At 56.6% G+C, this 22,907-nt stretch carries 18 protein-coding genes, 2 pseudogenes and 1 riboswitch; of the genes and pseudogenes, 15 read left to right on the plus strand and 5 right to left on the minus strand.

Features of this window, described 5'->3' with window-relative positions; translation table 11 throughout:
- Positions 1 to 98: 98 nt before the first annotated feature.
- The 8 genes from A3224_RS03920 to A3224_RS03955 all read left to right on the plus strand — a co-directional run bounded on the left by A3224_RS03920 (position 99) and on the right by A3224_RS03955 (position 10,318).
- Positions 99 to 3,860: a nitrate reductase subunit alpha gene (locus A3224_RS03920; RefSeq protein ID WP_067151773.1), complete on the plus strand. Its 3,762-nt coding sequence runs from the start codon at positions 99 to 101 to the stop codon at positions 3,858 to 3,860.
- Positions 3,857 to 5,404, plus strand: coding sequence for a nitrate reductase subunit beta (narH, locus tag A3224_RS03925; protein ID WP_067151776.1), 1,548 nt, complete (start codon positions 3,857 to 3,859; stop codon positions 5,402 to 5,404). The genes A3224_RS03920 and narH overlap by 4 nt, the downstream gene beginning before the upstream one ends.
- 12 nt (positions 5,405 to 5,416) lie before the next feature.
- A complete protein-coding gene (gene narJ, locus A3224_RS03930; RefSeq protein WP_067151779.1) occupies positions 5,417 to 6,157 on the plus strand; it encodes a nitrate reductase molybdenum cofactor assembly chaperone in 741 nt (246 codons plus the stop codon).
- Entirely contained in the window at positions 6,154 to 6,849 is a 696-nt protein-coding gene (narI, locus tag A3224_RS03935; RefSeq protein ID WP_067151782.1) for a respiratory nitrate reductase subunit gamma, read from the plus strand. The genes narJ and narI overlap by 4 nt, the downstream gene beginning before the upstream one ends.
- A 15-nt stretch (positions 6,850 to 6,864) precedes the next feature.
- Positions 6,865 to 7,674: a peptidylprolyl isomerase gene (locus tag A3224_RS03940; RefSeq protein WP_067151785.1), complete on the plus strand. Its 810-nt coding sequence runs from the start codon at positions 6,865 to 6,867 to the stop codon at positions 7,672 to 7,674.
- Positions 7,675 to 7,973: 299 nt separating this feature from the next.
- On the plus strand, positions 7,974 to 8,363 hold the full coding sequence (gene ubiT, locus A3224_RS03945) for a ubiquinone anaerobic biosynthesis accessory factor UbiT (RefSeq protein WP_197463044.1): 390 nt from the start codon (positions 7,974 to 7,976) through the stop codon (positions 8,361 to 8,363).
- 70 nt (positions 8,364 to 8,433) lie between these two features.
- Positions 8,434 to 9,429: a ubiquinone anaerobic biosynthesis protein UbiU gene (gene ubiU, locus A3224_RS03950; RefSeq protein ID WP_067151791.1), complete on the plus strand. Its 996-nt coding sequence runs from the start codon at positions 8,434 to 8,436 to the stop codon at positions 9,427 to 9,429.
- A 10-nt stretch (positions 9,430 to 9,439) separates the two neighbouring features.
- Positions 9,440 to 10,318 (plus strand): U32 family peptidase, encoded by an 879-nt coding sequence (locus A3224_RS03955; protein WP_067151794.1) that lies wholly within the window; start codon positions 9,440 to 9,442, stop codon positions 10,316 to 10,318.
- A 118-nt stretch (positions 10,319 to 10,436) separates the two neighbouring features.
- On the opposite strand, the gene A3224_RS03960 is transcribed toward A3224_RS03955, so the two are convergent.
- From A3224_RS03960 to A3224_RS03980, 4 genes and pseudogenes are all read right to left on the minus strand, one after another.
- Complete coding sequence (locus A3224_RS03960) at positions 10,437 to 11,051, minus strand: anaerobic ribonucleoside-triphosphate reductase activating protein (RefSeq protein ID WP_067151797.1); 615 nt, start codon at positions 11,049 to 11,051, stop codon at positions 10,437 to 10,439.
- Positions 11,048 to 13,324 (minus strand): annotated as a pseudogene (locus A3224_RS03970) (ribonucleoside triphosphate reductase). Before A3224_RS03970 ends, A3224_RS03960 begins: the two are co-directional and overlap by 4 nt.
- A 344-nt stretch (positions 13,325 to 13,668) precedes the next feature.
- Positions 13,669 to 14,538 carry a universal stress protein gene (locus A3224_RS03975; RefSeq protein ID WP_067151806.1) on the minus strand — a complete coding sequence of 290 codons (870 nt, stop codon included), beginning with the start codon at positions 14,536 to 14,538 and terminating at the stop codon, positions 13,669 to 13,671.
- Positions 14,539 to 14,976: 438 nt separating this feature from the next.
- Complete coding sequence (locus tag A3224_RS03980) at positions 14,977 to 16,452, minus strand: NarK family nitrate/nitrite MFS transporter (protein ID WP_067151809.1); 1,476 nt, start codon at positions 16,450 to 16,452, stop codon at positions 14,977 to 14,979.
- Positions 16,453 to 17,030: 578 nt separating this feature from the next.
- On the opposite strand from A3224_RS03980, the gene A3224_RS03985 reads away from it, so the two are divergent.
- The 7 genes from A3224_RS03985 (at position 17,031) to moaE (ending at position 21,810) form a co-directional block, all read left to right on the plus strand.
- The gene (locus tag A3224_RS03985; protein ID WP_067151812.1) at positions 17,031 to 18,239 is read left to right on the plus strand and encodes an alginate export family protein; all 1,209 of its coding nucleotides are present in this window, start codon (positions 17,031 to 17,033) and stop codon (positions 18,237 to 18,239) included.
- Between the two features lie 78 nt (positions 18,240 to 18,317).
- Positions 18,318 to 18,461: riboswitch (molybdenum cofactor riboswitch) on the plus strand.
- Positions 18,450 to 19,427: a GTP 3',8-cyclase MoaA gene (gene moaA, locus A3224_RS03990; RefSeq protein ID WP_067151815.1), complete on the plus strand. Its 978-nt coding sequence runs from the start codon at positions 18,450 to 18,452 to the stop codon at positions 19,425 to 19,427. It overlaps the preceding riboswitch by 12 nt.
- A 59-nt stretch (positions 19,428 to 19,486) precedes the next feature.
- Complete coding sequence (gene mobA / locus A3224_RS03995) at positions 19,487 to 20,041, plus strand: molybdenum cofactor guanylyltransferase (RefSeq protein ID WP_067151818.1); 555 nt, start codon at positions 19,487 to 19,489, stop codon at positions 20,039 to 20,041.
- Between the two features lie 35 nt (positions 20,042 to 20,076).
- Positions 20,077 to 20,619, plus strand: coding sequence for a molybdenum cofactor biosynthesis protein B (gene moaB, locus A3224_RS04000; RefSeq protein ID WP_067151820.1), 543 nt, complete (start codon positions 20,077 to 20,079; stop codon positions 20,617 to 20,619).
- A 4-nt stretch (positions 20,620 to 20,623) separates the two neighbouring features.
- The gene (moaC, locus tag A3224_RS04005) at positions 20,624 to 21,115 is read left to right on the plus strand and encodes a cyclic pyranopterin monophosphate synthase MoaC (protein WP_074903614.1); all 492 of its coding nucleotides are present in this window, start codon (positions 20,624 to 20,626) and stop codon (positions 21,113 to 21,115) included.
- Positions 21,108 to 21,353 (plus strand): molybdopterin converting factor subunit 1, encoded by a 246-nt coding sequence (gene moaD, locus A3224_RS04010; RefSeq protein ID WP_067151827.1) that lies wholly within the window; start codon positions 21,108 to 21,110, stop codon positions 21,351 to 21,353. The genes moaC and moaD overlap by 8 nt, the downstream gene beginning before the upstream one ends.
- Positions 21,354 to 21,357: 4 nt before the next feature.
- Positions 21,358 to 21,810: a molybdopterin synthase catalytic subunit MoaE gene (gene moaE, locus A3224_RS04015; protein ID WP_067151830.1), complete on the plus strand. Its 453-nt coding sequence runs from the start codon at positions 21,358 to 21,360 to the stop codon at positions 21,808 to 21,810.
- Between the two features lie 324 nt (positions 21,811 to 22,134).
- Here moaE and A3224_RS16760 read toward each other — a convergent pair.
- Positions 22,135 to 22,821, minus strand: a pseudogene (locus tag A3224_RS16760) (IS5 family transposase).
- Between the last annotated feature and the right edge of the window lie 86 nt (positions 22,822 to 22,907).

Below are 22,907 nucleotides of genomic sequence, written 5' to 3' on the forward strand. Positions count from 1 at the left end.
TTGAAGTCGATTTTTCCCCGGTGTATTCACTCCCGGCAGCTTTTATATTCCGCTCCATCCGCTAATCACATACCGGCGTCTATGTCTCGGAGTAATGTATGAGCCACTTTCTGGACCGACTGAAGTATTTCAAAAAGCAAAGGGAGCCTTTTGCCGACGGCCATGGCGAAAAGACCGATGATGACCGCAGTTGGGAAGATGGTTACCGCCGCCGCTGGCAGTTCGACAAGATTGTGCGCTCCACCCACGGGGTGAACTGCACGGGATCCTGCAGCTGGAAAATTTACGTAAAAGACGGGCTGGTCACCTGGGAAACTCAACAGACAGATTATCCGCGCACGCGCCCCGATTTGCCTAATCACGAGCCACGGGGTTGCCCCAGGGGCGCCAGCTACTCCTGGTACATGTACTCCGCCAACCGGCTCAAGTACCCGAAAATCCGCAAGCGTCTGGTGAAGCTATGGCGTCAGGCCAAGCTCGAGCATGCGGATCCGGTGGATGCCTGGGCCAGCATTGTCGAGGATCCAGAAAAAGCGAAGTCATATAAAGCCTGCCGCGGTATGGGCGGTTTTGTACGCGCGGACTGGAGCGAGGTCAACGAGCTGATCGCTGCCGCCAATATCTACACCGCGAAGCGCTACGGTCCCGACCGCATCTCCGGTTTCTCACCAATTCCGGCCATGTCCATGGTGTCCTACGCCGCCGGTGCCCGCTATTTGTCGCTGATCGGCGGCAACTGCCTGAGCTTTTACGACTGGTACTGCGACCTGCCGCCAGCTTCTCCGCAGGTCTGGGGTGAGCAGACCGACGTGCCGGAATCTGCCGACTGGTACAACTCAAACTACCTCATCGTATGGGGTTCCAATGTCCCTCAGACTCGTACCCCGGATGCACATTTTCTCAGTGAAGTACGCTACAAGGGCACCAAGACTTGTGTGATCACCTCCGATTACTCCGAGTGCTCCAAGTTTGGCGATACCTGGCTGGCACCGCGCCAGGGCACTGATGCGGCTCTGGCGATGGCTTTTGGCCATGTGATTCTCAAAGAGTTTCACGTGGAAAAGCCCAGTGCCTATTTCACCGAATATGTGCGCACATACACGGATATGCCGATGCTGGTCACTCTGGAGAAAAAGGGTGACCGGCTGATCCAGGGCCGTTTCCTGCGCGCGTCTGATCTGGTGGACAACCTGGGGCAGGACAATAACCCGGCGTGGAAAACCGTGGCGCTCAACAAAGACGAGCGCCTGGTATCGCCGAATGGCTCCATCGGCTACCGGTGGGGGGAAAAAGGGAAATGGAATATCGAGCAGCGCGACGGTGCCGATGGTTCCGACGTGACACTTCAACTCAGCCTGAAAGACTGCGCCGATACCCTTGCCACTGTGGCCTTCCCTTATTTTGGCGGCACCGCACACGAGTATGACTATTTCCAGAACACCGGCCACGACGATGTGATCGAACGCCTTGTGCCGGTGAAAAAGATCCGCGGCGCTGATGGCGAAACCATCCTGGTGGCCAGTGTCTATGACCTGACCTTAGCCAATTACGGTGTGGAGCAGGGACTGCAAGACCCCAATTGCGCACATGGTTACGACGAAGACAAACCCTATACCCCGGCCTGGCAAGAGCGCGTGACCGGCGTGCCCCGGGGAGAGGTGATCCGGGTCGCGCGGGAGTTCGCCACCACCGCCGATAAGACCCGCGGGCGCTCTATGGTTATTGTCGGCGCGGCGCTGAATCACTGGTATCACATGGATATGAGTTACCGCGGCCTGATCAATATGCTGATGATGTGTGGCTGTATCGGCCAGAGTGGCGGTGGCTGGGCCCACTATGTGGGACAGGAGAAACTGCGCCCGCAGACCGGCTGGACACCTCTGGCGTTCGCGCTTGACTGGCAGCGACCACCGCGCCATATGAACGGTACCTCCTTCTTCTACAACCACTCCAACCAGTGGCGCTATGAAAAACTGGAAATGGCCGAAGTGGTCTCGCCGTTGGCCGACAAGGATAAGTGGAGTGGTTCCATTATCGACTTCAACAGCCGCGCAGAGCGGATGGGGTGGTTGCCGTCCGCACCGCAGCTGGGAGTCAACCCGCTGCAGTTGACCCGGGAAGCGGCAGCCGCGGGTATGGACCCGAAAGACTATGCCGTGCAACAGCTGCAGAGCGGCGAGTTGAAGTTTGCCAACCAGGACCCGGACAACCCGCAGAATTTCCCGCGCAACCTGTTTATCTGGCGTTCCAACCTGCTGGGTTCTTCGGGCAAAGGACACGAGTATATGCTGCGGCACTTGCTCGGTACCCGGCACGGACTGATGGGCAAGGATCTGGGAGAAGCCGGCGGCAAAAAGCCGGAAGACATCACCTGGCACGATGAGCCGCGCGAGGGCAAGGTCGATCTACTGGTGACGTTGGATTTCCGCATGTCCACCACTTGCCTTTATTCCGACATCGTTCTGCCCACCGCCACCTGGTATGAAAAGGACGATATGAATACGTCCGATATGCACCCGTTTATCCACCCGCTGACAAAAGCCGTGGACCCGGCTTGGGAAGCGCGCAGCGACTGGGAAATTTTCAAGGGGATAGCCAAAACCTTCTCCGATCTCTGCGAAGGTCACTTGGGTGTGGAAAAGGACTTGGTGACCCTGCCGATTCACCACGATACCCCGGGAGAAATTGCCCAGCCATTTGCCGTTAAAGCCTGGTGGAAAGGGGAGTGCGATCTGGTGCCGGGGGTAACCGCACCGAGCATGATCCTGGTGGAGCGCGACTACCCGAACACCTACAACCGTTTCACATCAGTAGGACCGCTGCTGGAGAAAATCGGCAACGGCGGTAAGGGGATTAGCTGGAATACCGAAGCGGAAGTGGATTTCCTGAAAAAACTGAACCGCACCTACCGGGAGGAATCGGAACGCGACGGTCGCGCCAAAATCGAAACGGCGGTGGATGCCGCGGAGATGATTCTCTCCCTTGCCCCGGAGACCAACGGACAGGTGGCGGTAAAAGCCTGGCAGGCGTTGGGTGAAATTACCGGGCGCGACCACACGCACCTGGCAAAACCGAAAGAAGAAGAAAAGATCCGCTTTAACGATATTGTCGCCCAGCCGCGCAAAATCATTTCCTCGCCCACATGGTCCGGCCTTGAAGACGAGCACGTGAGTTACAACGCGGGTTACACCAATGTCCACGAGTATATTCCCTGGCGCACCATCACCGGCCGTCAGCAGTTCTACCAGGACCACGAATGGATGCGCGATTTCGGCGAGAACATGTGCGTGTACAAGCCACCGATCAACTTGAAAACCGTTGCACCGGTATTGAACAAAAAGCCGAATGGAAACCGGGAAATTATTTTGAACTGGATTACGCCACACCAAAAGTGGGGTATTCACAGTACCTATTCCGACAACCTGCTGATGCTGACCTTATCCCGCGGCGGTCCCATCGTATGGATGAGCGAGACGGATGCCAGACAGGCGGGTATCGAAGACAACGACTGGATTGAGATCTTCAATGTCAACGGCGCTATTGCCGCCCGCGCCGTGGTTTCGCAGCGGGTGCCCGATGGCATGGCGATGATGTATCACGCCCAGGAGCGCATTGTGAACACACCCGGTGCGGAAACCACCGGCACACGTGGCGGTATCCACAACTCTGTGACCCGCGCCGTAATGAAACCGACACATATGATCGGTGGCTATGCGCAGCAGTCTTACGGTTTCAATTACTACGGAACCGTCGGCTGCAACCGGGATGAATTTGTCATTGTGAGAAAGATGAACAAGGTCGACTGGCTCGACGGGGAAGACGTTAAAGCGGCGGCGGCCGCGGAGGAGGCTGTGCAATGAAAGTGAGAGCCCAGATCGGCATGGTGCTGAACCTCGATAAGTGTATCGGCTGCCACACCTGCTCGGTGACCTGTAAAAATGTTTGGACGTCCCGCGAAGGGGTTGAGTACGCCTGGTTCAACAATGTTGAGACCAAGCCCGGTATCGGCTATCCGAAGGACTGGGAAAACCAGGAAAAGTACAAGGGGGGCTGGATTCGCAAAAAGAACGGAAAACTGGAACCGCGCCAAGGGGGCAAGCACCGCATACTGGCGAATATCTTCGGCAATCCGCACATGCCGGAAATTGATGACTACTACGAGCCTTTTGATTTCGATTACCAGGATCTGCACAAGGCGCCGCAGCAAAAACATCAGCCGGTAGCGCGGCCGCGCTCACTGATCAGTGGCCAGCGCATGGAAAAAATTGATTGGGGTCCCAACTGGGAGGAAATCCTCGGTACAGAGTTCGACAAGCGCAGACAAGACAAAAACTTTGAGCAGGTACAGGCGGATATATACGGTGAATTCGAAAACACCTTTATGATGTATCTGCCGCGCCTGTGCGAGCACTGTCTCAACCCCGCCTGTGTGGCGTCTTGTCCGAGTGGCGCTATCTATAAGCGCGAGGAAGACGGCATAGTCCTGATCGATCAGGATAAATGCCGGGGCTGGCGTATGTGCGTTTCCGGCTGTCCCTATAAAAAAATCTATTACAACTGGAAAAGCGGCAAGTCCGAAAAGTGCATCTTCTGTTATCCGCGCATTGAATCCGGTCAGCCCACTGTCTGCTCCGAAACCTGTGTCGGGCGCATTCGTTACCTGGGGGTGCTGCTGTACGATGCCGACCGCATCGCGGAAGCTGCGGCAGTCGAGAACGAGAAAGACCTGTACCGCGCCCAGTGCGATATTTTTCTCGATCCACACGATCCCAAAGTACAGGAGGCTGCGCGCGCGGAAGGTATTCCGCAGTCATGGCTCGATGCTGCACAGCAATCGCCGGTCTACAAAATGGCCATTGACTGGCAGGTGGCGCTGCCCCTGCACCCGGAATATCGCACTCTGCCGATGGTCTGGTATGTGCCGCCGCTGTCCCCGATTCAAAATGCCGTTCAGGCGGGTGAGGTGGAAACGGTAACCGTCGGTATGAATGCCGAGATACCCGACCTCTCCACCCTGCGGATACCGTTGAAGTATTTGGCCAACCTGCTCACTGCCGGTGATGAAGCGCCAGTGGCGCGCGCGTTGGAACGCATGATTGTAATGCGCGCCTATATGCGCGGGGTTCATGTCGACGGTGTGCAGGATCGGGAATTGCTCGAAGCGGCGGGCATGACGGTACAGCAGGTGGAGGATATGTACCGCTACATGGCGCTGGCTAATTACGAGGACCGCTTTGTGGTGCCTTCCAGCTATAAGTCCTACGCGGAAAGCGCCTACGACATTAAATCCGCCTGTGGTTTCAGTTTCGGTAACGGCTGTAGCACCGGCAATTATCCCGTAAATATCTTTGGGGGTAAAAAACAAACGGTTCGCGAAATCATCCCAGCGAAAGTTGCTGATTAGTGAGAGAAGGTGATGAAAATTCTTCGATTGATATCTCGACTGCTGGACTACCCGGACGAAACATTGGCTGCGCATCTGCCGGAGGTTATCCACTTTATTGGTCAAAGCGATGCGCTGAGTCCCCGCTTGCGCGACCGGTTGCTGCGCTTTATCGAATACTACGAGCGCCGCGAGCTGCTCGACTGGCAGAGTGAGTATGAAGGCCTGTTCGAACGCGGGCGCGCGGTATCCCTGCATATTTTCGAGCATGTTTACGGCGAATCCCGCGATCGCGGCCAGGCTATGGTGGACCTGATGAAGCGCTACCACAGTGCGGGCCTGGCGCTTGCCGAACGTGAGTTGCCGGACTATCTACCAGCCTACCTGGAGTTTTGCGCCACACAGGAGGAAGCGGCGCGGGAGTGGCTACAGGAGATCGCTCATATTCTCGCTTTGCTTGCCACGCGTCTGCGGGCTAGGGAGTCGGTTTATGCGGAACTGGTCGATGCGCTGTTGGATTTAAGCGAGGTTGAAGTCGATCGGGATGGCCTTGCGCGGCAGGTGGCTGGAGAAGCACGGGACGATACCCCGGAAGTTTTGGACAAGATCTGGGAAGAAGAGGCTGTCAGTTTTTCCTCTGCCCAGGGCAGTGCCTGCGAGCAGGGCATTTCTCGCCCCAGCGCGGCGCAGCTCAAAGATGATAAAGCAATTACCTGGGTCGATGCGGGCAATCACGCGCCGGATAAGTCGTTGATGCTTGGGAGTAAACAATGAACTATTTCAATACCATTTTCTTCGGAATTTATCCGTTTGTAGCGTTTACCGTTTTCCTGCTGGGCAGCCTTATCCGCTACGACCGGGATCAGTACACCTGGCGCACCGGTTCCAGCCAGCTGCTGGAAAAGAAAAAGCTGCGCCTCGGCAGCTATCTGTTCCATATCGGGGTGCTGGCGATTCTCGCCGGGCACTTTGTTGGATTGCTGACGCCTAAAGCGGTTTGGCATTTGTTGGGGGTAGAGGCATCTACCAAACAGGCACTGGCGATGGGTGCCGGAGGACTTTTTGGTGTTATCTGTTTTATCGGCATGACCATATTACTGCACCGACGCTTGGCGAATCCCCGTATCCGTGCCACTTCCTCGCGTATGGATATCGTTATTCTGCTGATGCTGTATGTGCAGTTGATTCTGGGCCTGCTCAGTATCTTTGTATCCGCGGGTCATATGGACGGCGCGGAAATGCTGAAGCTGATGACTTGGGCACAATCGATCGTCACGCTGAATGCACCGGGGGCAGTTGCTGCAATCAGCGAGGTACATGTGATCTACAAATTGCACGTTTTTCTCGGGCTGACCTTATTCCTGGTATTTCCGTTCAGCCGCTTGGTGCATGTGTGGAGTATTCCGGTGCAGTACTTCCGCCGCAACTATCAAATAGTGCGCGCCAAGGCTGCCGGCGGCCTGTGAGTATAGGAGGCGAACATGAGCGCACTTCTGGCCAGTGATGCAGATGATCGGCCCCTTGTCGGCCCGGTAACGGTGAACGGCAGGGAGATCCCGCAGACACAGATCTATGCCGAGATGCAGTACCATCCTGCGGACACATCCCGGGAGGCAATCTACGCTGCCGCCAGGGCATTGGTACTGGCTCACCTGTTGCGAGAGCGGGCCTTCGAATGTGGGCTGTGTGAAAAGGATATAGACATCCACAGCGAAGTATTTGATGCCGCGGTAGAGCGATTGCTCGAAAGAGAGGTGCCACAGGTCGATCCGACCCAGGCGCAGCGCTACGACTATTATACCGAGCACCGGCAGCGGTTTACCTCAAAGCCGCTGGCGGAGGTACGCCATATTCTGCTGCTGGTAAAGCCCGGGGAAAAGGTGGCGCAAGAGCGGCAGTGGAAATTCGCCGAGTCGTTGCTTGAGGATATCCGCAAAGCACCCGACCCGCTGTTGCGTTTCGCGGAATTGGCACACCGGCATTCGGACTGCTCGTCCCGCGACGCTGGCGGCAGTCTCGGCCAGGTTGGCCCCGGCGATACAGTGGCGCCTTTTGAAGAAGCTGTTTTCGCCGGTGAAATCGGTCTGATGCAATCCCCGGTGCGGACGAAATACGGTTGGCACTTGATCTATGTCGAACAGCTCGAACAGGGAAGACCGCTGGATTTTTCCTATGTAGAAAAAAACATTGATCGCTATTTGCGGGAAAAGCTGCGACGGCAAATGATTGCGAACTACCTCAATGATCTGGTTCGTTCGGCGGATATCGGTGGCATCCGCCTGCTCAATTGAGGGCGCGGCCAATCAACGGTCCCGGAACGGGGCAGCGTTCGACGACTCGGGCACACCGAAGTAATCTCACACATCAGCTTAAGGAGCCGCTGATTAAAGTACATGGGGCGGTAGTGATCTTTGGGAAAAGGTCTCATTACTGTCGCCAAGCGACTTAATCAGAGAATCCTCAATACACATCGATGCGGGTATGGAGTCCGAATATGCCAGCTGTCGGTAACCTTATCGCACATGGTGGCTACAGAATTGGCCGCAAATTTCTGCCGTTGTTCCCGCGATGGCCGGGAGAGGTTGCGCTGGTGAAACTCCTCAACCGGCAGCTTTCAGAAGAACTGGATGAGGGGTTGTTTGATTTTCTGGACGGTCGCGTGTTGGAAATTGCAGTGACAGATTTAAAGGTGCATTTCCGTATCGGCAAGCGGGGAGGGCGATTTGTCCGCGCTTCTGCGGCGGCCGAGGCCGATTCCACCATTGCCGCGACAGCGGGTGACTTTCTGGCGATTGCCGCCGGGCGGGAAGATCCGGATACCCTATTTTTTCATCGCCGGTTGATGATCCGCGGGCAGACGGAAATCGGTTTGACGGTGAAGAACCGCTTGGATGCACTGGACCGAAGCCGTATCCCGGGGTGGCTGCAGCGATGCTTGACGGTTATGGCGGACAAGCTGGCGTCTCTCTCTCAAGCCTGAATTTCCCGGGGTAAGCCCGTCAGCGGCGCTGCTGCTTTTTATCCATCCTCAAAACTGAAATGACATTGTTATGGAACTCGTTTGCCCTGCCGGTAGCCTGCCAGCACTGGAGGCTGCTGTGGATAACGGCGCGGATGCCGTTTATATCGGTTTCAATGATGAAACCAACGCGCGCAATTTCAGCGGTTTGAATTTCAATGACAAAAATGCGTTGCGGGCGCTCGAGCGTATACGCAGCCGGGGACGAAAATTGTTCGTCGCCATCAATACCTATGCTCAACCGCGCAGTTTTTCACGCTGGCAAGCGGCAGTTGACCGGGCTGCCGGCCTCAATGCCGATGCGGTAATTCTGGCGGATATCGGCCTTATGGGCTACGCGGCGGAAAAGTATCCCGCTATACCTTTACACCTTTCGGTACAGGCGTCGGCAACCAGTGTCTCCGCGCTGGAATTTTATCGCCGCCAGTTCCACATCCGCCGCGCGGTGCTTCCCAGGGTGCTGTCTCTGAAGCAAGTGCAGCAGCTGGCGGCTGGAACTCAAGTGGAGCTGGAGGTATTCGGTTTTGGCAGTCTATGCATTATGGCCGAGGGGCGTTGTCACTTGAGTTCCTATGTCACCGGGGAGTCGCCCAATTTGAACGGCGTCTGCTCGCCGGCCCAGGCTGTGGAGTGGAGAGACGGTGCGCAGGGGTTGGAAACGAGGCTGAACGGGGTGTTGATCGATCGTTTCGCCGAGGGGGAAAACGCCGGTTATCCCACGCTGTGCAAAGGGCGTTTTATCGTGGAGGGCAGGCGCCACCACGCACTGGAAGAACCGACGAGCTTGAACAGTATGGCGCTGTTGCCGGAACTGCGGGCCGCCGGTATCCGCGCGATCAAGCTGGAGGGCAGGCAGCGCAGTCCCGCATATGTGGCGCAGGTGGTGCGCACCTGGCGAGATGCGATAGACGAAGTATTGCGGCGCGGTGGGGATTTCTCCATCGAGGAGCGCTGGCGCGCGACTCTGGCAAAAAACTCCGAGGGCAAGCAAACCACACTGGGCGCGTACGATCGCCCTTGGCAGTAAAGGAGGCGTTATGCAGCTCGCTTTGGGACCGGTGCAGTATTATTGGCCGCGGGGGGATATCCAGCAGTTTTATGCGCAAATGCTGACCACACCGCTGGATATTATTTATCTGGGGGAGGTGGTATGCGGGAAGCGCCATCAGTTGCGCGCGGCGGATTGGCTGCAATTGGCCCGGGAGTTGGCGGCGCTGTCGGATAAGCAGATAGTGCTGTCTACGCTGACACTGCTGGAGTCCAATGCCGACCTCAACTGGGTGCGTAAAATCTGCGATAACGGCCAGCTGCTGGTGGAGGCCAACGATATGTCGGCGGTGCAGCTGTTGTCGGAGGCGGGTCTGACTTTTGTCTGTGGCCCCGCGATCAACATTTACAATCAGCACGCGCTGGCGCAGATGATGTCACTGGGTATGGTGCGCTGGACTGTGCCGGTGGAAATGAGCGCACGCCAATTAGGAGAAGTGCTGGCTGCCTGTGACAGAAAACCCGAAGTGGAGGTATTCGCCTACGGCCATATGCCGCTCGCGTATTCAGCCCGCTGCTTTACCGCGCGCCACCTCGGACTTGACAAGGACAGTTGTGGATACCGCTGCATTGAGTTTCCCGCTGGTCTGCCCCTGGCTTCGCAGGAAGAGCAAGCGCTGTTTCTAATTAACGGCATTCAGACAATGTCCGCCGAACCGGTCAATTTGTTGCATCACTATGCTGAAATGGAGGAACTCGGGGTGGATATCCTGCGCCTTTCTCCGCAGTGGCAAGACATGGCGCGGGTGGTGTCGGCATTCGACGGCGCCCGCCGCGGCGAGCCCTGCCGGGAAGACCTGGAGAAAGGGGTAGACGGCTACTGGCGGGCTCAGCCGGGACTCGAACTGATTGCCCGCAGCCGCGGGTGAGAGGGCCGAAAATTCACTACAGCTCCCGTGTGAGTTTATCAGAGGTTTTTTTACTCCATCACTCGAGCGTTTTTTCCCGGAGACAGATCCGTGAGTGTTTGCACCGGATAAACACGGGTTACAGTCTGCTGTCCAGACAGTACTGTGTATTGCAGCGCTGCACTACCAATTCATTAATGCCGAGTGTCAGCAGTTTTTTTCTGATTTCATTTAATTCTTCCTCACTGGTCAGCCGCGGATGACGGGTGAGCCGCACCTGCAACGGCACCTGGGCCGCGGCAAGTAGCCGGGCACTCTCCCAGGAGGTGTCGCCGCTTGCGGCGACGCCGGTGATCGCCGGGTAGTTTTGCGGCAGTGCTTTAATATCCAATCCCACCCAGTCCAGCCTGGGCAGCAGTTGGCGCAACCGGCGCGGATACATGCCCGCGGTGTGCAGGCCCACTTTGAATCCGAGGGCCCGCACATCGTTGACGGCGCTGTCCAGCGCTGCCTGCGCGGTCGGCTCTCCACCGGAAAAGACCACCGCGTCGAGTATTCCCCGGCGGCGGCCGAGGAATTCGAGTAATTGCTCCCACGCGTAGGGCGTGGGTGCGCGGGGCGGCAGTAATCCACTGTTGTGGCAGTAGCGGCAGCGCCAGGGACATCCCTGGCAAAATACCACCGCCGACAGTGCCCCCGGATAGTCGATGGCGGTAAAGGGGGTGAAGCCGCCGACACGCAGTTGCTCCTTCACTGTGCCGCTGCCTCCGTCCTCCCGGTCGGCACTTTGTCGTTACTGTCGATGGCGACAAAGTAGCGCCGCTCACGGTGTTCCGATTGCTTGCCGGGGTTCCAGAAAGAGACGGGGCGGTGGTATCCCATTACGCGGCTCCAGACTTCACAGCGGGTGCGCTCGTCATCTCGCAAAACGGTGATTGGCTCGTTCATAAAAGGCTCCTTTGAGTGTTTTCAGTGGGTGGTACAACAGCGCTTTTGCGCGAGCAGTTCTTCGTCGCAACGGGGACAGAATTCGTGTTCGCCGCTCAGGTAGCCGTGCCGCGGACAAATGGAGAAAGTGGGTGTTACGGTGATATAGGGCAGTCGGTAGTTTTCCAGCGCCCGTTGTACCAGCTTGCGGCAGCTGTCGGCGTCCGGCAGCTGTTCACCCAAATACAGGTGCAGTACTGTGCCGCCGGTATAGCGCGCCTGCAGAGACTCCTGTAGTGCCAATGCTTCGAAGGGATCATCGGTATAACCGACCGGCAGCTGTGAGGAATTGGTGTAGTAGGGGGCATCGCTGCTGCCGGCCTGGAGAATATCGGGAAAGCGTTTGCGGTCTTCGCGGGCGAAACGGTAGGTCGTGCCCTCGGCTGGTGTCGCCTCCAGGTTGTACAGGTGCCCGGTTTCTTCCTGAAATTCCGTCATGCGTGCGCGGATGTGATCCAAGAGTCGCTCCGCCATTGCCCGGCCTTGTGCGGTGACGATACTTTCGCGGTCGCCGCTGAAGTTGCGCAGCATTTCGTTGATACCGTTGACCCCAATGGTGGAGAAGTGATTGCGCAGGGTGCCCAGGTAACGTTTGCTGTAGGGGAAAAGGCCCGCGTCCATATGCCGCTGAATGACTTTACGCTTGGTTTCCAGGGAGTCGCGGGCCAGCTCCAGCAGCCGGTCGAGAGCGGCTAGCAAAGCGGATTCGTCGCCCCGGTGCAGATAACCCAGACGCGCGCAGTTAATGGTTACCACACCCAGGGAACCAGTCTGTTCGGCGGAACCGAACAGGCCGTTGCCGCGTTTGAGCAACTCTCGCAGATCCAGCTGCAGGCGGCAGCACATGGAGCGGATCATATTGGGGCTCAGATCGGAATTGATAAAATTTTGGAAGTAGGGCAGCCCGTAGCGGGCGGTCATGGCAAATAGCCGCTGCGCGTTTTCACTGTGCCAGGGAAAATCCGCTGAGATATTGTAGGTGGGGATCGGAAAGGTAAAGACGCGGCCGCGTGCGTCACCCTCGGTCATCACTTCGATATAGGCGCGGTTGATCAGGTCCATTTCCTCCTGTAAATCGCCGTAGGTAAATGGCATTTCGCGCCCGCCAATAACGGGTACCTGTTGGCGCAGATCCTCCGGGCATACCCAGTCAAAGGTCAGGTTGGTAAAGGGCGTCTGGGTGCCCCAGCGGGAGGGTACGTTGAGATTGAAAATCAGCTCCTGCATACACTGGCGCACTTCGCGGTAGCTGAGTCCATCTTTGCGTATAAACGGTGCCAGATAGGTGTCGAAAGAGCTGAACGCCTGTGCGCCCGCCCACTCGTTTTGCAGGGTGCCGAGAAAATTCACTATCTGGCCGATAGCACTGGACAGATGTACTGGCGGTGCCGATTCGACCTTGCCCGGTATTCCGTTCAACCCTTCCTGCAGCAGCGTGCGCAGCGACCAGCCGGCGCAATAGCCGGACAGCATGTCGAGGTCGTGGATATGCAGATCACCTTCGCGGTGCACCGCGCCGATTTCCGGTGTGTAAACGTGGTTGAGCCAGTAGTTGGCAATCATCTTGCCGGCGCTGTTCAGGATCAGTCCGCCGAGGGAATAGCCCTGGTTGGCGTTGGCGGCCACCCGCCAGTCTTCCCGCTGCAGATATTCGTCGATGGAGGTGGTGACGTCCACCAGCGTTTGGCGGTCTTCGCGCATCTGTTGGTGGCGGCTGCGGTAGGCAATATAGCCGCGCGCGGTGTCCAGATAGTTGCTGCTAATCAGGACCTGTTCGACGATATTTTGGATCTCTTCGATATCCACCGGCGCACTGCCGTCGTGACGGTGTGTGATCACTTGGACGGCCTGATCGGTGAGCCGGTCCGCCTCTGAGGCACCGAAGGCACCGGTGGCTCGTCCCGCGCGCAAAATGGCGCTGGCGATCCGCGCGCGGTCAAAACGCACTGTGCGGCCGTCGCGTTTGTGTACGAGCAGATGGCTGGCCTCACTGGCATAGTGGGTTGCTGCCGGTAGATCGGAGGGGGAAAACGCGGGCATTGGGACTCCTGGCTAAACCGTCTGTCGGCACTCGGGAGGAGCGCCGGATTGAGCTTGCGTGTCTATATGTGGTGTTGATGATTTATATTTTCACAACATATAGTGGTTTTTGTGCCTGAACAAGCATTGGGAAGGTGCCATGGACAGTGCTGGATACCCTCAGAAATGCAGCCGTCTACCCCCACCGGGGGATTGTGTGCTGGGGGGATGGCCCTGTTTGGCGGGGGAGACCGCGAGGGTCCGGATAAATCCGGAGTTTACTTACTACCCCTTCTGCGCTGGTAATGTCCGGCGCCAATGCAATAGATGAGGGACATCTATTGCACTGGCGGTTGAGTGCCGGTTTAGGGCACAACCATTACATCGGTATTGGATTTGGCGAGAATGCGTTCGGCGGTATTGCCGAGCAGGAAACCGGCGGCGCCCTTGCGCACCCCGCGCCCTACCAGCATCAGACGCGCCTTGAGACGGTCTGCGATCCGGTTGACCTCTCGCGACGGCTTCCCGGACACAAGGTGCAGCTCACCGCAAGTCGCGCCGCTATTGGCGATGATTGCCTGCAGATGTTCCTGCGCCGCGCGCCGCGCTTCCGCGGAGGTGTTTCGGCCCGTGGCCAGCCCCAGTTCCTCGAGGACACCGGCGCCTGGCAGGCAGGCCACTGGCTCTAGTTCCGCCCCTAACAGTCGAGCCAAATGATCGCCGGTGGTCAGCACCCGTTGGTTGAGTTCTCTGTGCAGAGGGGTGTTCATCATCGGGTCCAGGGCCGCCAGCAGGCGGTCCCGCTTGATCCACGGCGTGGAGACGGCGAGCCACAAAGGTATTGGCGCGTGTTCGATCAGCTGCCAGTCGATAGAGCCAAAGCCGCCGTGGCCGTATTGTTTCTGCGCGGTTTTGATCAGCAGATCGTAGAATTCTCGCTCTAAGATCTCCAGGATCCAGGAGGCGATGTTGTAGTGCCAAACTGCTTGTGTCTCGGTGTCCTCTGGAAGCTGGTATTTCTCCCGCAGTTCTGCGAGCCAGCGTTTGCGCTCGCCCAGCATCGTGTGCATTAACTCATCCATTGCCTCATACATACCGGCCATCGTCAGCTGTGGTTCGTAGACGAAGCTGATCAGATGCAGGCGCGCGCCCGTTGCCTTGGCCAGCGCTAAGGCCCGCTGCAGTGCGATTTGTTCGTGTTTGGGTTTGTCGAGAATGACGAGAATATTTTTCACGGTTTCATCCTTATAACGGGCGCATTATCGCGGTGCCCCTTGCGATAATGCGCAAAGCCTGCGTCATTGCCCGGGCACCCTGAACCCGTCGGGGCATATCGGGTGGCCAGTACCTCCATAATCTAACGCTAGCTGCTGTATGGTGCTTGATCCAGATCATTACCAGAGGGTTCAAGGCAGCGATGCTGACAGGGATCAGGAAATCTCTGACAAAGTCCAAGCTGACGATAAAGATACTTTGAGGCCGGATGAGACGTTCAGGTGATGGGATGGGTATTTCGAAACTGTCGGATAAATGGACAGGAGCTACAGGGATGTACTCGTGCGTTTTCGAAATGCGCACACTATGGTGAGCGCGCCGAAGTCCACTGTAGCTCCCATATAAAAGGCAGAGATTCCTGAATCAGCGTATTGCCCGGCTAGCGCGCTAGCTGCCGCTTATTCCACGCTGATCAGATGCACTGTCCCGTCGGGCAATCTTTCCGCGATTCGGCCTTTGGGCTCATCCATAAAGGCGCAGATAAAGAATACCAGCGCGGCGGAGCCCGCAATTATCAAGAAGAAAGTACTGTAATCGACGTACGACAGCGCGGTCAGATAGGCCACGGCACCCACATTGCCGTAGGCTCCGGCCATGCCTGCAATCTGCCCGGTCATACGTCGCTTGACCAGCGGCACCACGGCGAAAACGGCGCCCTCACCGGCCTGCACGAAGAAGGAACAGGCCATAGTGGCGATCACCGCCGCCGGTATCCACCAGTCACTGTCGATTTGGCTCAGTACCAAATAACCTACGGCCAGGCCGCCGACGAGGAACATCAAACTGTTGCGGCGGCCCATTTTGTCACTGAAATGACCGCCTGTGGGACGCGATACCAGGTTCATAAAAGCGAAGCCGGAAGCCAGCAAACCAGCCTGTACCGCATTCAGCCCATCGAAGGTTTCCAGGAAAAACAGAGGAAGCATGGATACTACCGCCAGCTCAGAGCCAAAGGTAACGAAATAGGCCAGATCGAGGATGGCGACCTGCTTGAACTCATATTTTTCCAGTTCCGGAACACCGGCCCGCAGGTGTTCCCGGTTGACCAGCCAGATCTGGCGGGACTGCACTGCAAACAGCAGCACCAGTAATCCCCAAAGCACATAGGTGGTCTGCCAGGTCAACAGCTGCACGCCGGCCGGTGACAGTTTGTAGCCCAGAGATGCCAATGCCAAATACATGGGAATATTCATCAACAGATAAAGGTACAGATCCTTTCTGCTGGTGACTTCGAGCCCGCCCGTTTTTTTCGGTTTGAAATAGGTGGCGCCCTCGGGGGTATTGCGCGCGACACGGTAGTAGAGGAAGCCGTATAGACCGGCGATGACACCAGTGAGGCCCAGGGCGTAGCGCCAGCCGTTTTCACCACCGATCAGCAGTGCGATACCCGGCAGGGTCATTGCGCCTGCAGCGGAGCCAAAGTTGCCCCAGCCGCCGTAGATTCCCTCGGCCAGGCCCACTTGCTTGGCTGGGAACCACTCGCCCACCATGCGGATGCCGATAACAAATCCGGCACCGACAAAGCCCAGTAAAAAACGGAACAGTGCCAGCGATACATAGCTATCGGCGGTGGCAAAGCCGATACAGATTACCGAGGAAATCATCAGCAGGGCGCTGTAGACAGAGCGGGGGCCGAATTTATCCACCATCATGCCCACGATAATGCGCGCGGGTATCGTCAGCGCCACATTGAGAATCAGCAGCGCTTTGACTTGTTGGCTGCTGAGGTCGAATGCCTCCTGGATAAATACCAGTAACGGTGCGTGGCTGAACCAGACGACGAAGCTTAGAAAAAAAGCAACCCAAGTGATATGTAGTGTTTTAATTTTCGGGTCGCGCCAATTGAAAAGGTTGAGGCCGCTTTGTGAACGCATGACAGCTCCTCTTAACACAGTAGTTTTTGCCAATCACTCGGCAGTCCATCATAAGCGGGCCCCGTTACTGGAAAAGTTGGTAAAAGTGGTAATGGGAGGGCGGGGAAGCGTGCAGAAAATCGGATCTACCCCGGGCGGTTAAGTGGTCTCTGATGAAATTGCACAAGCGCTTTTGAGGCTTCAGGGCGCTCAATTACGTTGAGCATTGGCTGCTGACGCTGGGGCTCTGTGGTTCCGCATAATTCCATAGGAGTAGCGGATCTTAGTGGGTACAGGTAATGAGGTTTTTATAGGTAGATTTTTAGGTATTGATCTTTCGGTATTTGCTCTCTTCGGCGCGGATAATAATCGGGCAGGGCGCAGGTGGTACGCCATCTGGCCAGTACCCGGAAAATGGTGCGTGGTGTAACTTTCGGGCAAAGGTTGCGCCCCCTCTAAAGAGTAACGCGAACGCTGTAATTGCTCCTGGAGCACTCAGGCAATTTATCACTTGAGTTTCCGGTCGGCGCTTGAAAAAACTTTCCCTCAGAAAGTGCATTCAACAGAGATTTCTAAATACTGTCCCAGAGGAAGAAAATATGCTCCCCGGTAACGCTACCAATACTAACCGCGCGCTATTGTTTTGCGCCACTTTGACTGCTGCAATGCAACCGCTCGCCGCCGACCGGGAAGCGCAGACACTGATCGATGCGCTGCAAAATGGCCAGCTGGGGTTGAGTCTGCGCTACCGATTGGAAAGTGTCGATCAGGCGGGATTTGATGATCAGGCCAATGCATCGACCTTGAGAAGCCGTCTCAGCTGGACAAGCGGAATCTATCGGGGCCTTGTCATCGGCGTTGAAATGGACGATGTCTCCGCCGTTGGCAGTGACAGTTATAACTCCACCACTAATGGCAACTCAGAATATCCACTGGTGGCTGATCCTGAGGGAACCGAAGTAAATCGGGCTTATCTTCGCTACGCGCGCGACAACTACGACATTACCGCTGGTCGTCAACGTATTAACCTGGGCGATCAGCGTTTTGTAGGTGGGGTCGGCTGGCGTCAGAACGAGCAGACGTTTGACGGATACCGCTTTCGCTACGGCAATTCAGAATCTCTGCAAATCGATTACAGCTACGTCTACAGAGTTCATCGCATTTTTGGTGAGGATAGCGATCAGGGAAGCTGGGATGGCGACATTCATCTTTTCAATGCCACTTATCCCTTTGCGGAGAAGCAAAAACTGCATCTTTTTTTTCTGGATGTTGACTTGGACCAGGCGACAAACAATTCCAGCCGAACACTCGGTTTCACCTATATCGCAGATGTCGGGATACTGGGAACGCGCCTGAGTTATGCCCGCCAGAGCGAAAGCGGCGAGAGCAGCCTCGACTACAGCGCGACTTATTACCTGGCGGAACTGTCTACAGCGCTGGGGCCAGTGAATGCCAAGCTGGGTTACGAGATTTTGGGCAGCGACAACGGTGTGGGCTTTGCCACGCCGCTGGCAACCCTGCACAAATTCCAGGGGTTCGCCGACCAATTCCTCACAACGCCGGCCGAGGGGGTGGAAGATGCTTATCTGGGCGCGAACGCAGGATTGGCCGGCGGACGGCTGGGGATAACCTATCACCGCTTTAGTGCGGCGGAGGGATCTGGTGATTGGGGGAGTGAGTGGGATCTCAGCTATGAGCGCGCACTGAGCAAAAATTTGTCGGCACTGGTGAAATTTGCCTCTTACCGTGCCGAGGACTACGGCAGCGATACCGACAAATTGTGGCTACAGCTGGTCGCGGATTTTTGATCCGTGGGACGGGCGCGGTACGCCGTAAGGAGTACCACTTTTGCCCCCGGGCAATCTTCCGCTCCGCTGTTACACTGCCCGCAGTTTAAACACCGAGTTCCCTCAACCTAAGCGCTGTGCGTATGGAACGGGAACCGTGGCTGGAAAATTTTTCCAACACCAGGGCCGTCCGGGAAACCGGCCTGCCTCCCGGCTTTGGAAAGGCGTTTAATGTTAAAAGACAACTATGGGCGCAGATTCTATTACTTGCGCCTGTCCGTGACCGATATCTGCAATTTCCGCTGCAATTACTGTCTGCCGGATGGCTACCAGTGCGGTGAATCGATTGCGCGGGAGAAGCCGCTCAGTGTCGCTGAAGTGAACACCGTTGTTCGCGCCTTTGCCTCCCTGGGTACCGAGAAAGTGCGTTTCACCGGCGGCGAACCCTCGCTGCGCAAAGACTTGGTGCAGTTGATTGAAACCGCGGTAAATGTGGATGGTATCCGCCGTGTTGCCATCACCACTAACGGTTACCGCCTGGCCTCACAAATCGATGCCTGGCAGCGCGCGGGTCTGGACCAGCTCAACGTCAGCGTCGACAGTCTGGACCCGCAGCGCTTCAGGGCGATTACCGGACACGACAAGCTGGCGAATGTCCTGCGCGGCATAGATCGCGCATTGGAGCTGGGGGTGTCAACCAAGGTCAACTCGGTATTGTTGCGCGAGCACAATCTGGCTGGATTTGAGCAGTTTCTCGACTGGGTGAAGGTAACGCCCGTCAGCTTGCGTTTTATTGAACTGATGCGCACCGGAGACAACCGCGACTTTTTTGCCAGTAACCATGTGGCCGGGCGCGATATTGAAAAATGGCTGTTGCACACCGGCTGGGAGCTGTTGCCGCGGGGGCGCGACGCCGGGCCGGCAAAAGAGTATACACACCCGGACTATATTGGCCGCATCGGTTTAATCATGCCTTATAGTCGGGATTTTTGTGCGGGCTGCAATCGCCTGCGCATGTCGGCGCAGGGCGCCCTGCATCTGTGTCTGTTTGCCGAGGCGGGGATAGATTTGCGCAGCGCGATTGCCAGTGGCGACCACCGGGATTTGGCGGCGCTGATTCGCAGCGCAGTGTGCGGCAAGAGCGCCGGTCATCAATTGGACCGAGGCTTCACTGGCGCGACCCGCAATCTGGCGATGCTGGGAGGTTGACGGTGTCGCGGGTGTTGGATTGTTGCGGTGTTGTGCTGGCCGGCGGACGGTCGCGTCGAATGGGGCGGGACAAGGCCGGGCTGCCACTGCCGGGCGGTGAGCACTTTCTACAGCGCGCCGTTGCGCTGCTGCGCGGGCTTCCGCTGGCGCAGGTATTAATCAGTGGCAACCGCCCTGGCGGTATTCCCGATCCGGTACCCGGCATGGGGCCCGTGGGCGGCCTCTACGGCACCGCGTGCGCCGTGGACAGCGGGGCATTGCTGGTAATCCCCGTGGATATGCCGCTGCTGCATGGCGAACTACTGGCGCAGCTGCTGGCGGCGGGGCAACGCAGTGGCCGAGCCAGTTATTTCGGCGATTTTTATTTTCCGCTGTGGTTGCCATTGGATACCGGAGTGCGTGAGTTCCTGGATGCCGCGGTGCGCAAACGCGGACCGAATTCCATCGGCGCACTGCTGCGGCAATGCGGCGCGCAGCGACTGGCAATACCCGGCACTGCGCAGTGTTTTGCCAATATCAATACGCCGGCTGAGTACGCGGCGCATGTTCAGCCGGAATACGGGGCCCAAGCGCGGGGCCATTTGAGCACCATCCGCGCGCGGAACATTCTTTAAAACCGATTCACAAGACTCAACAGGCGGAAGAATAGATGGCTGGACACGCTGCAGAAAACTTTGAGCCGCTCAATATTGCGGTATTGACGGTCTCCGATACCCGCACCGAGAACACTGATACCTCGGGCCAATATCTGGTCGATGCCCTGCAGGCCGCCGGGCACAGGCTGGTACACAGGTGCCTGGTTCCGGATGACATCTACCGGATGCGCGCGACGGTATCGCAGTGGATTTCCGATACGGAGGTGCAGGTGATACTGGTTACCGGCGGCACCGGGTTCACCGAACGCGATTCCACGCCAGAGGCACTGGTGCCGCTGTTCGATAAAACCGTGGAGGGGTTTGGTGAACTGTTCCGACACATTTCCTTCACAGACATCGGCAGCTCAACCGTGCAGTCGCGGGCCGTCGCGGGCCTGGCTAATCACACATTGATCTGTTGTATGCCCGGTTCCACAGGCGCCTGCCGCACTGCTTGGGAGGGCATACTGCTCGAACAGTTGGATGCGCGTCACCGCCCATGCAATTTTGTGCCGCATATTCGCCCTGCACAAATGCCCTGCGCCTCTAGGGGGTGAAGCCGTGCAACGTTTAACTCATTTAAATGCGCGCGGTGAAGCCAACATGGTGGATGTCACCGACAAAGCCGTGACCGAACGCAGTGCCCGCGCCGAGAGCGCGGTGCATATGAGTGCCGAGGCCTTTGCCCTGCTCTCAGAGGGAAACAACAAAAAAGGCGATGCACTGGCAGTAGCGCGTATTGCCGGTATTCAGGCGGCAAAGAAAACCGCCGATTTGATCCCCCTGTGTCATCCCCTGGCGCTGACCAAGGTGGAAATTGAGTTTGAACTGCAGCCGGAGGCCCACTGCGTGCGCGTGCGCAGCTACTGCCGCCTGGCCGGACGCACCGGCGTGGAAATGGAATCTCTGACCGCCGCGGCGGTAGCGGCACTGACAATTTACGATATGTGTAAGGCGGTGGACCCGGCGATGGAAATCGGCCCCACGCGCCTGCTGGAAAAAAATGGCGGTAAGCGGGGGCATTGGCGCCCCGGAGGTGAGCGGCATGATTAAGATTCTGTTTTTTGCAAGTCTGCGCGAACAGTTGGGAACGGCCGAGTACAAGCTGGAAAATTATTCCGGCAGTGTGTCCGAATTGCGCACATATCTCGGCGAACAGTTTCCCGACTGGCAGGCGCCACTGCAAGCTGCGGACCTTCAGGCCGCGGTCAACCGGGAAATGGCTTTGGCATCCACTCGAATTGCCGATGGTGATGAGGTGGCTTTCTTCCCTCCGGTAACCGGAGGGTAAGCCGATGGATTTTATCGAAGTGCGCAAAGGCGCCTTCTCCGTAGCTGAGGAGTTTGCGGCACTGCGCCGGGAAAACCGCGGAGACGGCGCCTGCGTAATGTTTGTCGGCTCCGTACGGGACTTCAACGCCGGGGCGGCCGTCCGCGGGCTGAAGCTCGAACACTATCCGGGCATGACAGAAAAAAGTTTGCAGGACATCACCGCCGATGCGCGGGCACACTGGCCGCTGGGGCGGGTGCGCCTGCTCCACCGCGTCGGCCCCCTCGCCCTGCAGGACGATATTGTCTTCGTCGGCGTGACCAGTCCCCACCGCCAGGCGGCCTTTGCCGCCTGCCAGTACATTATGGACCGTCTCAAGACAGAGGCGCCGTTTTGGAAACAGGAGTCCAGCGAAACCGGAGACCGCTGGGTGGCGGCCAGGGAAAGCGATAAACGGGAGATGGAGAAGTGGGGGTAGCCTGTGCTGGGAAGTTTTTAAGGCTCTATTGAATTTGTAATAGCGACCCTAGAGATTGTTTACACTAATCAGCGTATCTACTATCCAAGTAAAATGGATAAATAACTTGAAAAGACATCTAAGGAACCTCTGATTAATTCGCGTGAACGCTTTGGTTAGTTCCGTGGCGCTCAGGCAATAGGATGGCCATTTCGAAAACGCACGAGTACTTCCCTGTAGCTCCGACGGATACCTCCCTGTATCTGTCGGTTTCGAAATGGCCATCCTATCACCTGAGCTTCTCATCTAGCTCCAAATAATTTTTACCGTCAGGAAGTGAATTAATCAGAGGTTCCCTAATTTGCCAAAACGAGAGAAAATTCTTCTGAATCCTTTCAGTCGACGGAATAGCCTCTCCACTTCATTTTTTTGTATATTTCACGATCATATTCCCAGATGCTCAGGGGATCACTTTTGGGGGCGAGGGATTCCATTCCAGGGGCAAATACCAACTGTCGAGTTTTATCTCCTTCATAGGCCATATCCATGATCACTTTGATTCCTTCCCAGCCATAGTATTCTCCCTTCTGGAGCATCGCGCGCTTGCCCTGGAGAAAGAGAAAACGCTACGGCCTATTGTGGATTGCTGCAACCATATGAATTTTGATGGTCATCCTCCTCGTGATTTGCCGATATATTGATGGCCGTTTTTTTAATGTGTCTGTGCCGCCTGGATGTACTTTTATAGCCGTGGATTTGGGGGAAACATGATCAACCTGAATATTAATCACGTCATTTTCTTGAATCGCAAGAAATACCCGATCCAATACACCCTGCTTGGTTCATCGATTCGCTTGCATTTAGATACTATGTCGGCGACTGAACCATTTAGGCTGGGCGCGCCAATTACAGCCATGCTCAGCCACGTAGAGAATGGCATTTAAGAGCCGCAGCTTAGATATTTTTCACGCTGCCAAGAGGGATTGGCAGTAAGTATTCAATTATTTTGAATTGTTGCTTTGTGAATTCCATTACGCAAACTATATAACAATTTGTGTAAACGGGACCTAGCTTAACGGGATGTCCGCTTTTACTTGACCATGCCGCCTATAGTTTAA

Origin of the sequence: Microbulbifer thermotolerans (assembly GCF_001617625.1) — a bacterium.
GTDB classification, from domain to species: Bacteria; Pseudomonadota; Gammaproteobacteria; order Pseudomonadales; family Cellvibrionaceae; genus Microbulbifer; species Microbulbifer thermotolerans.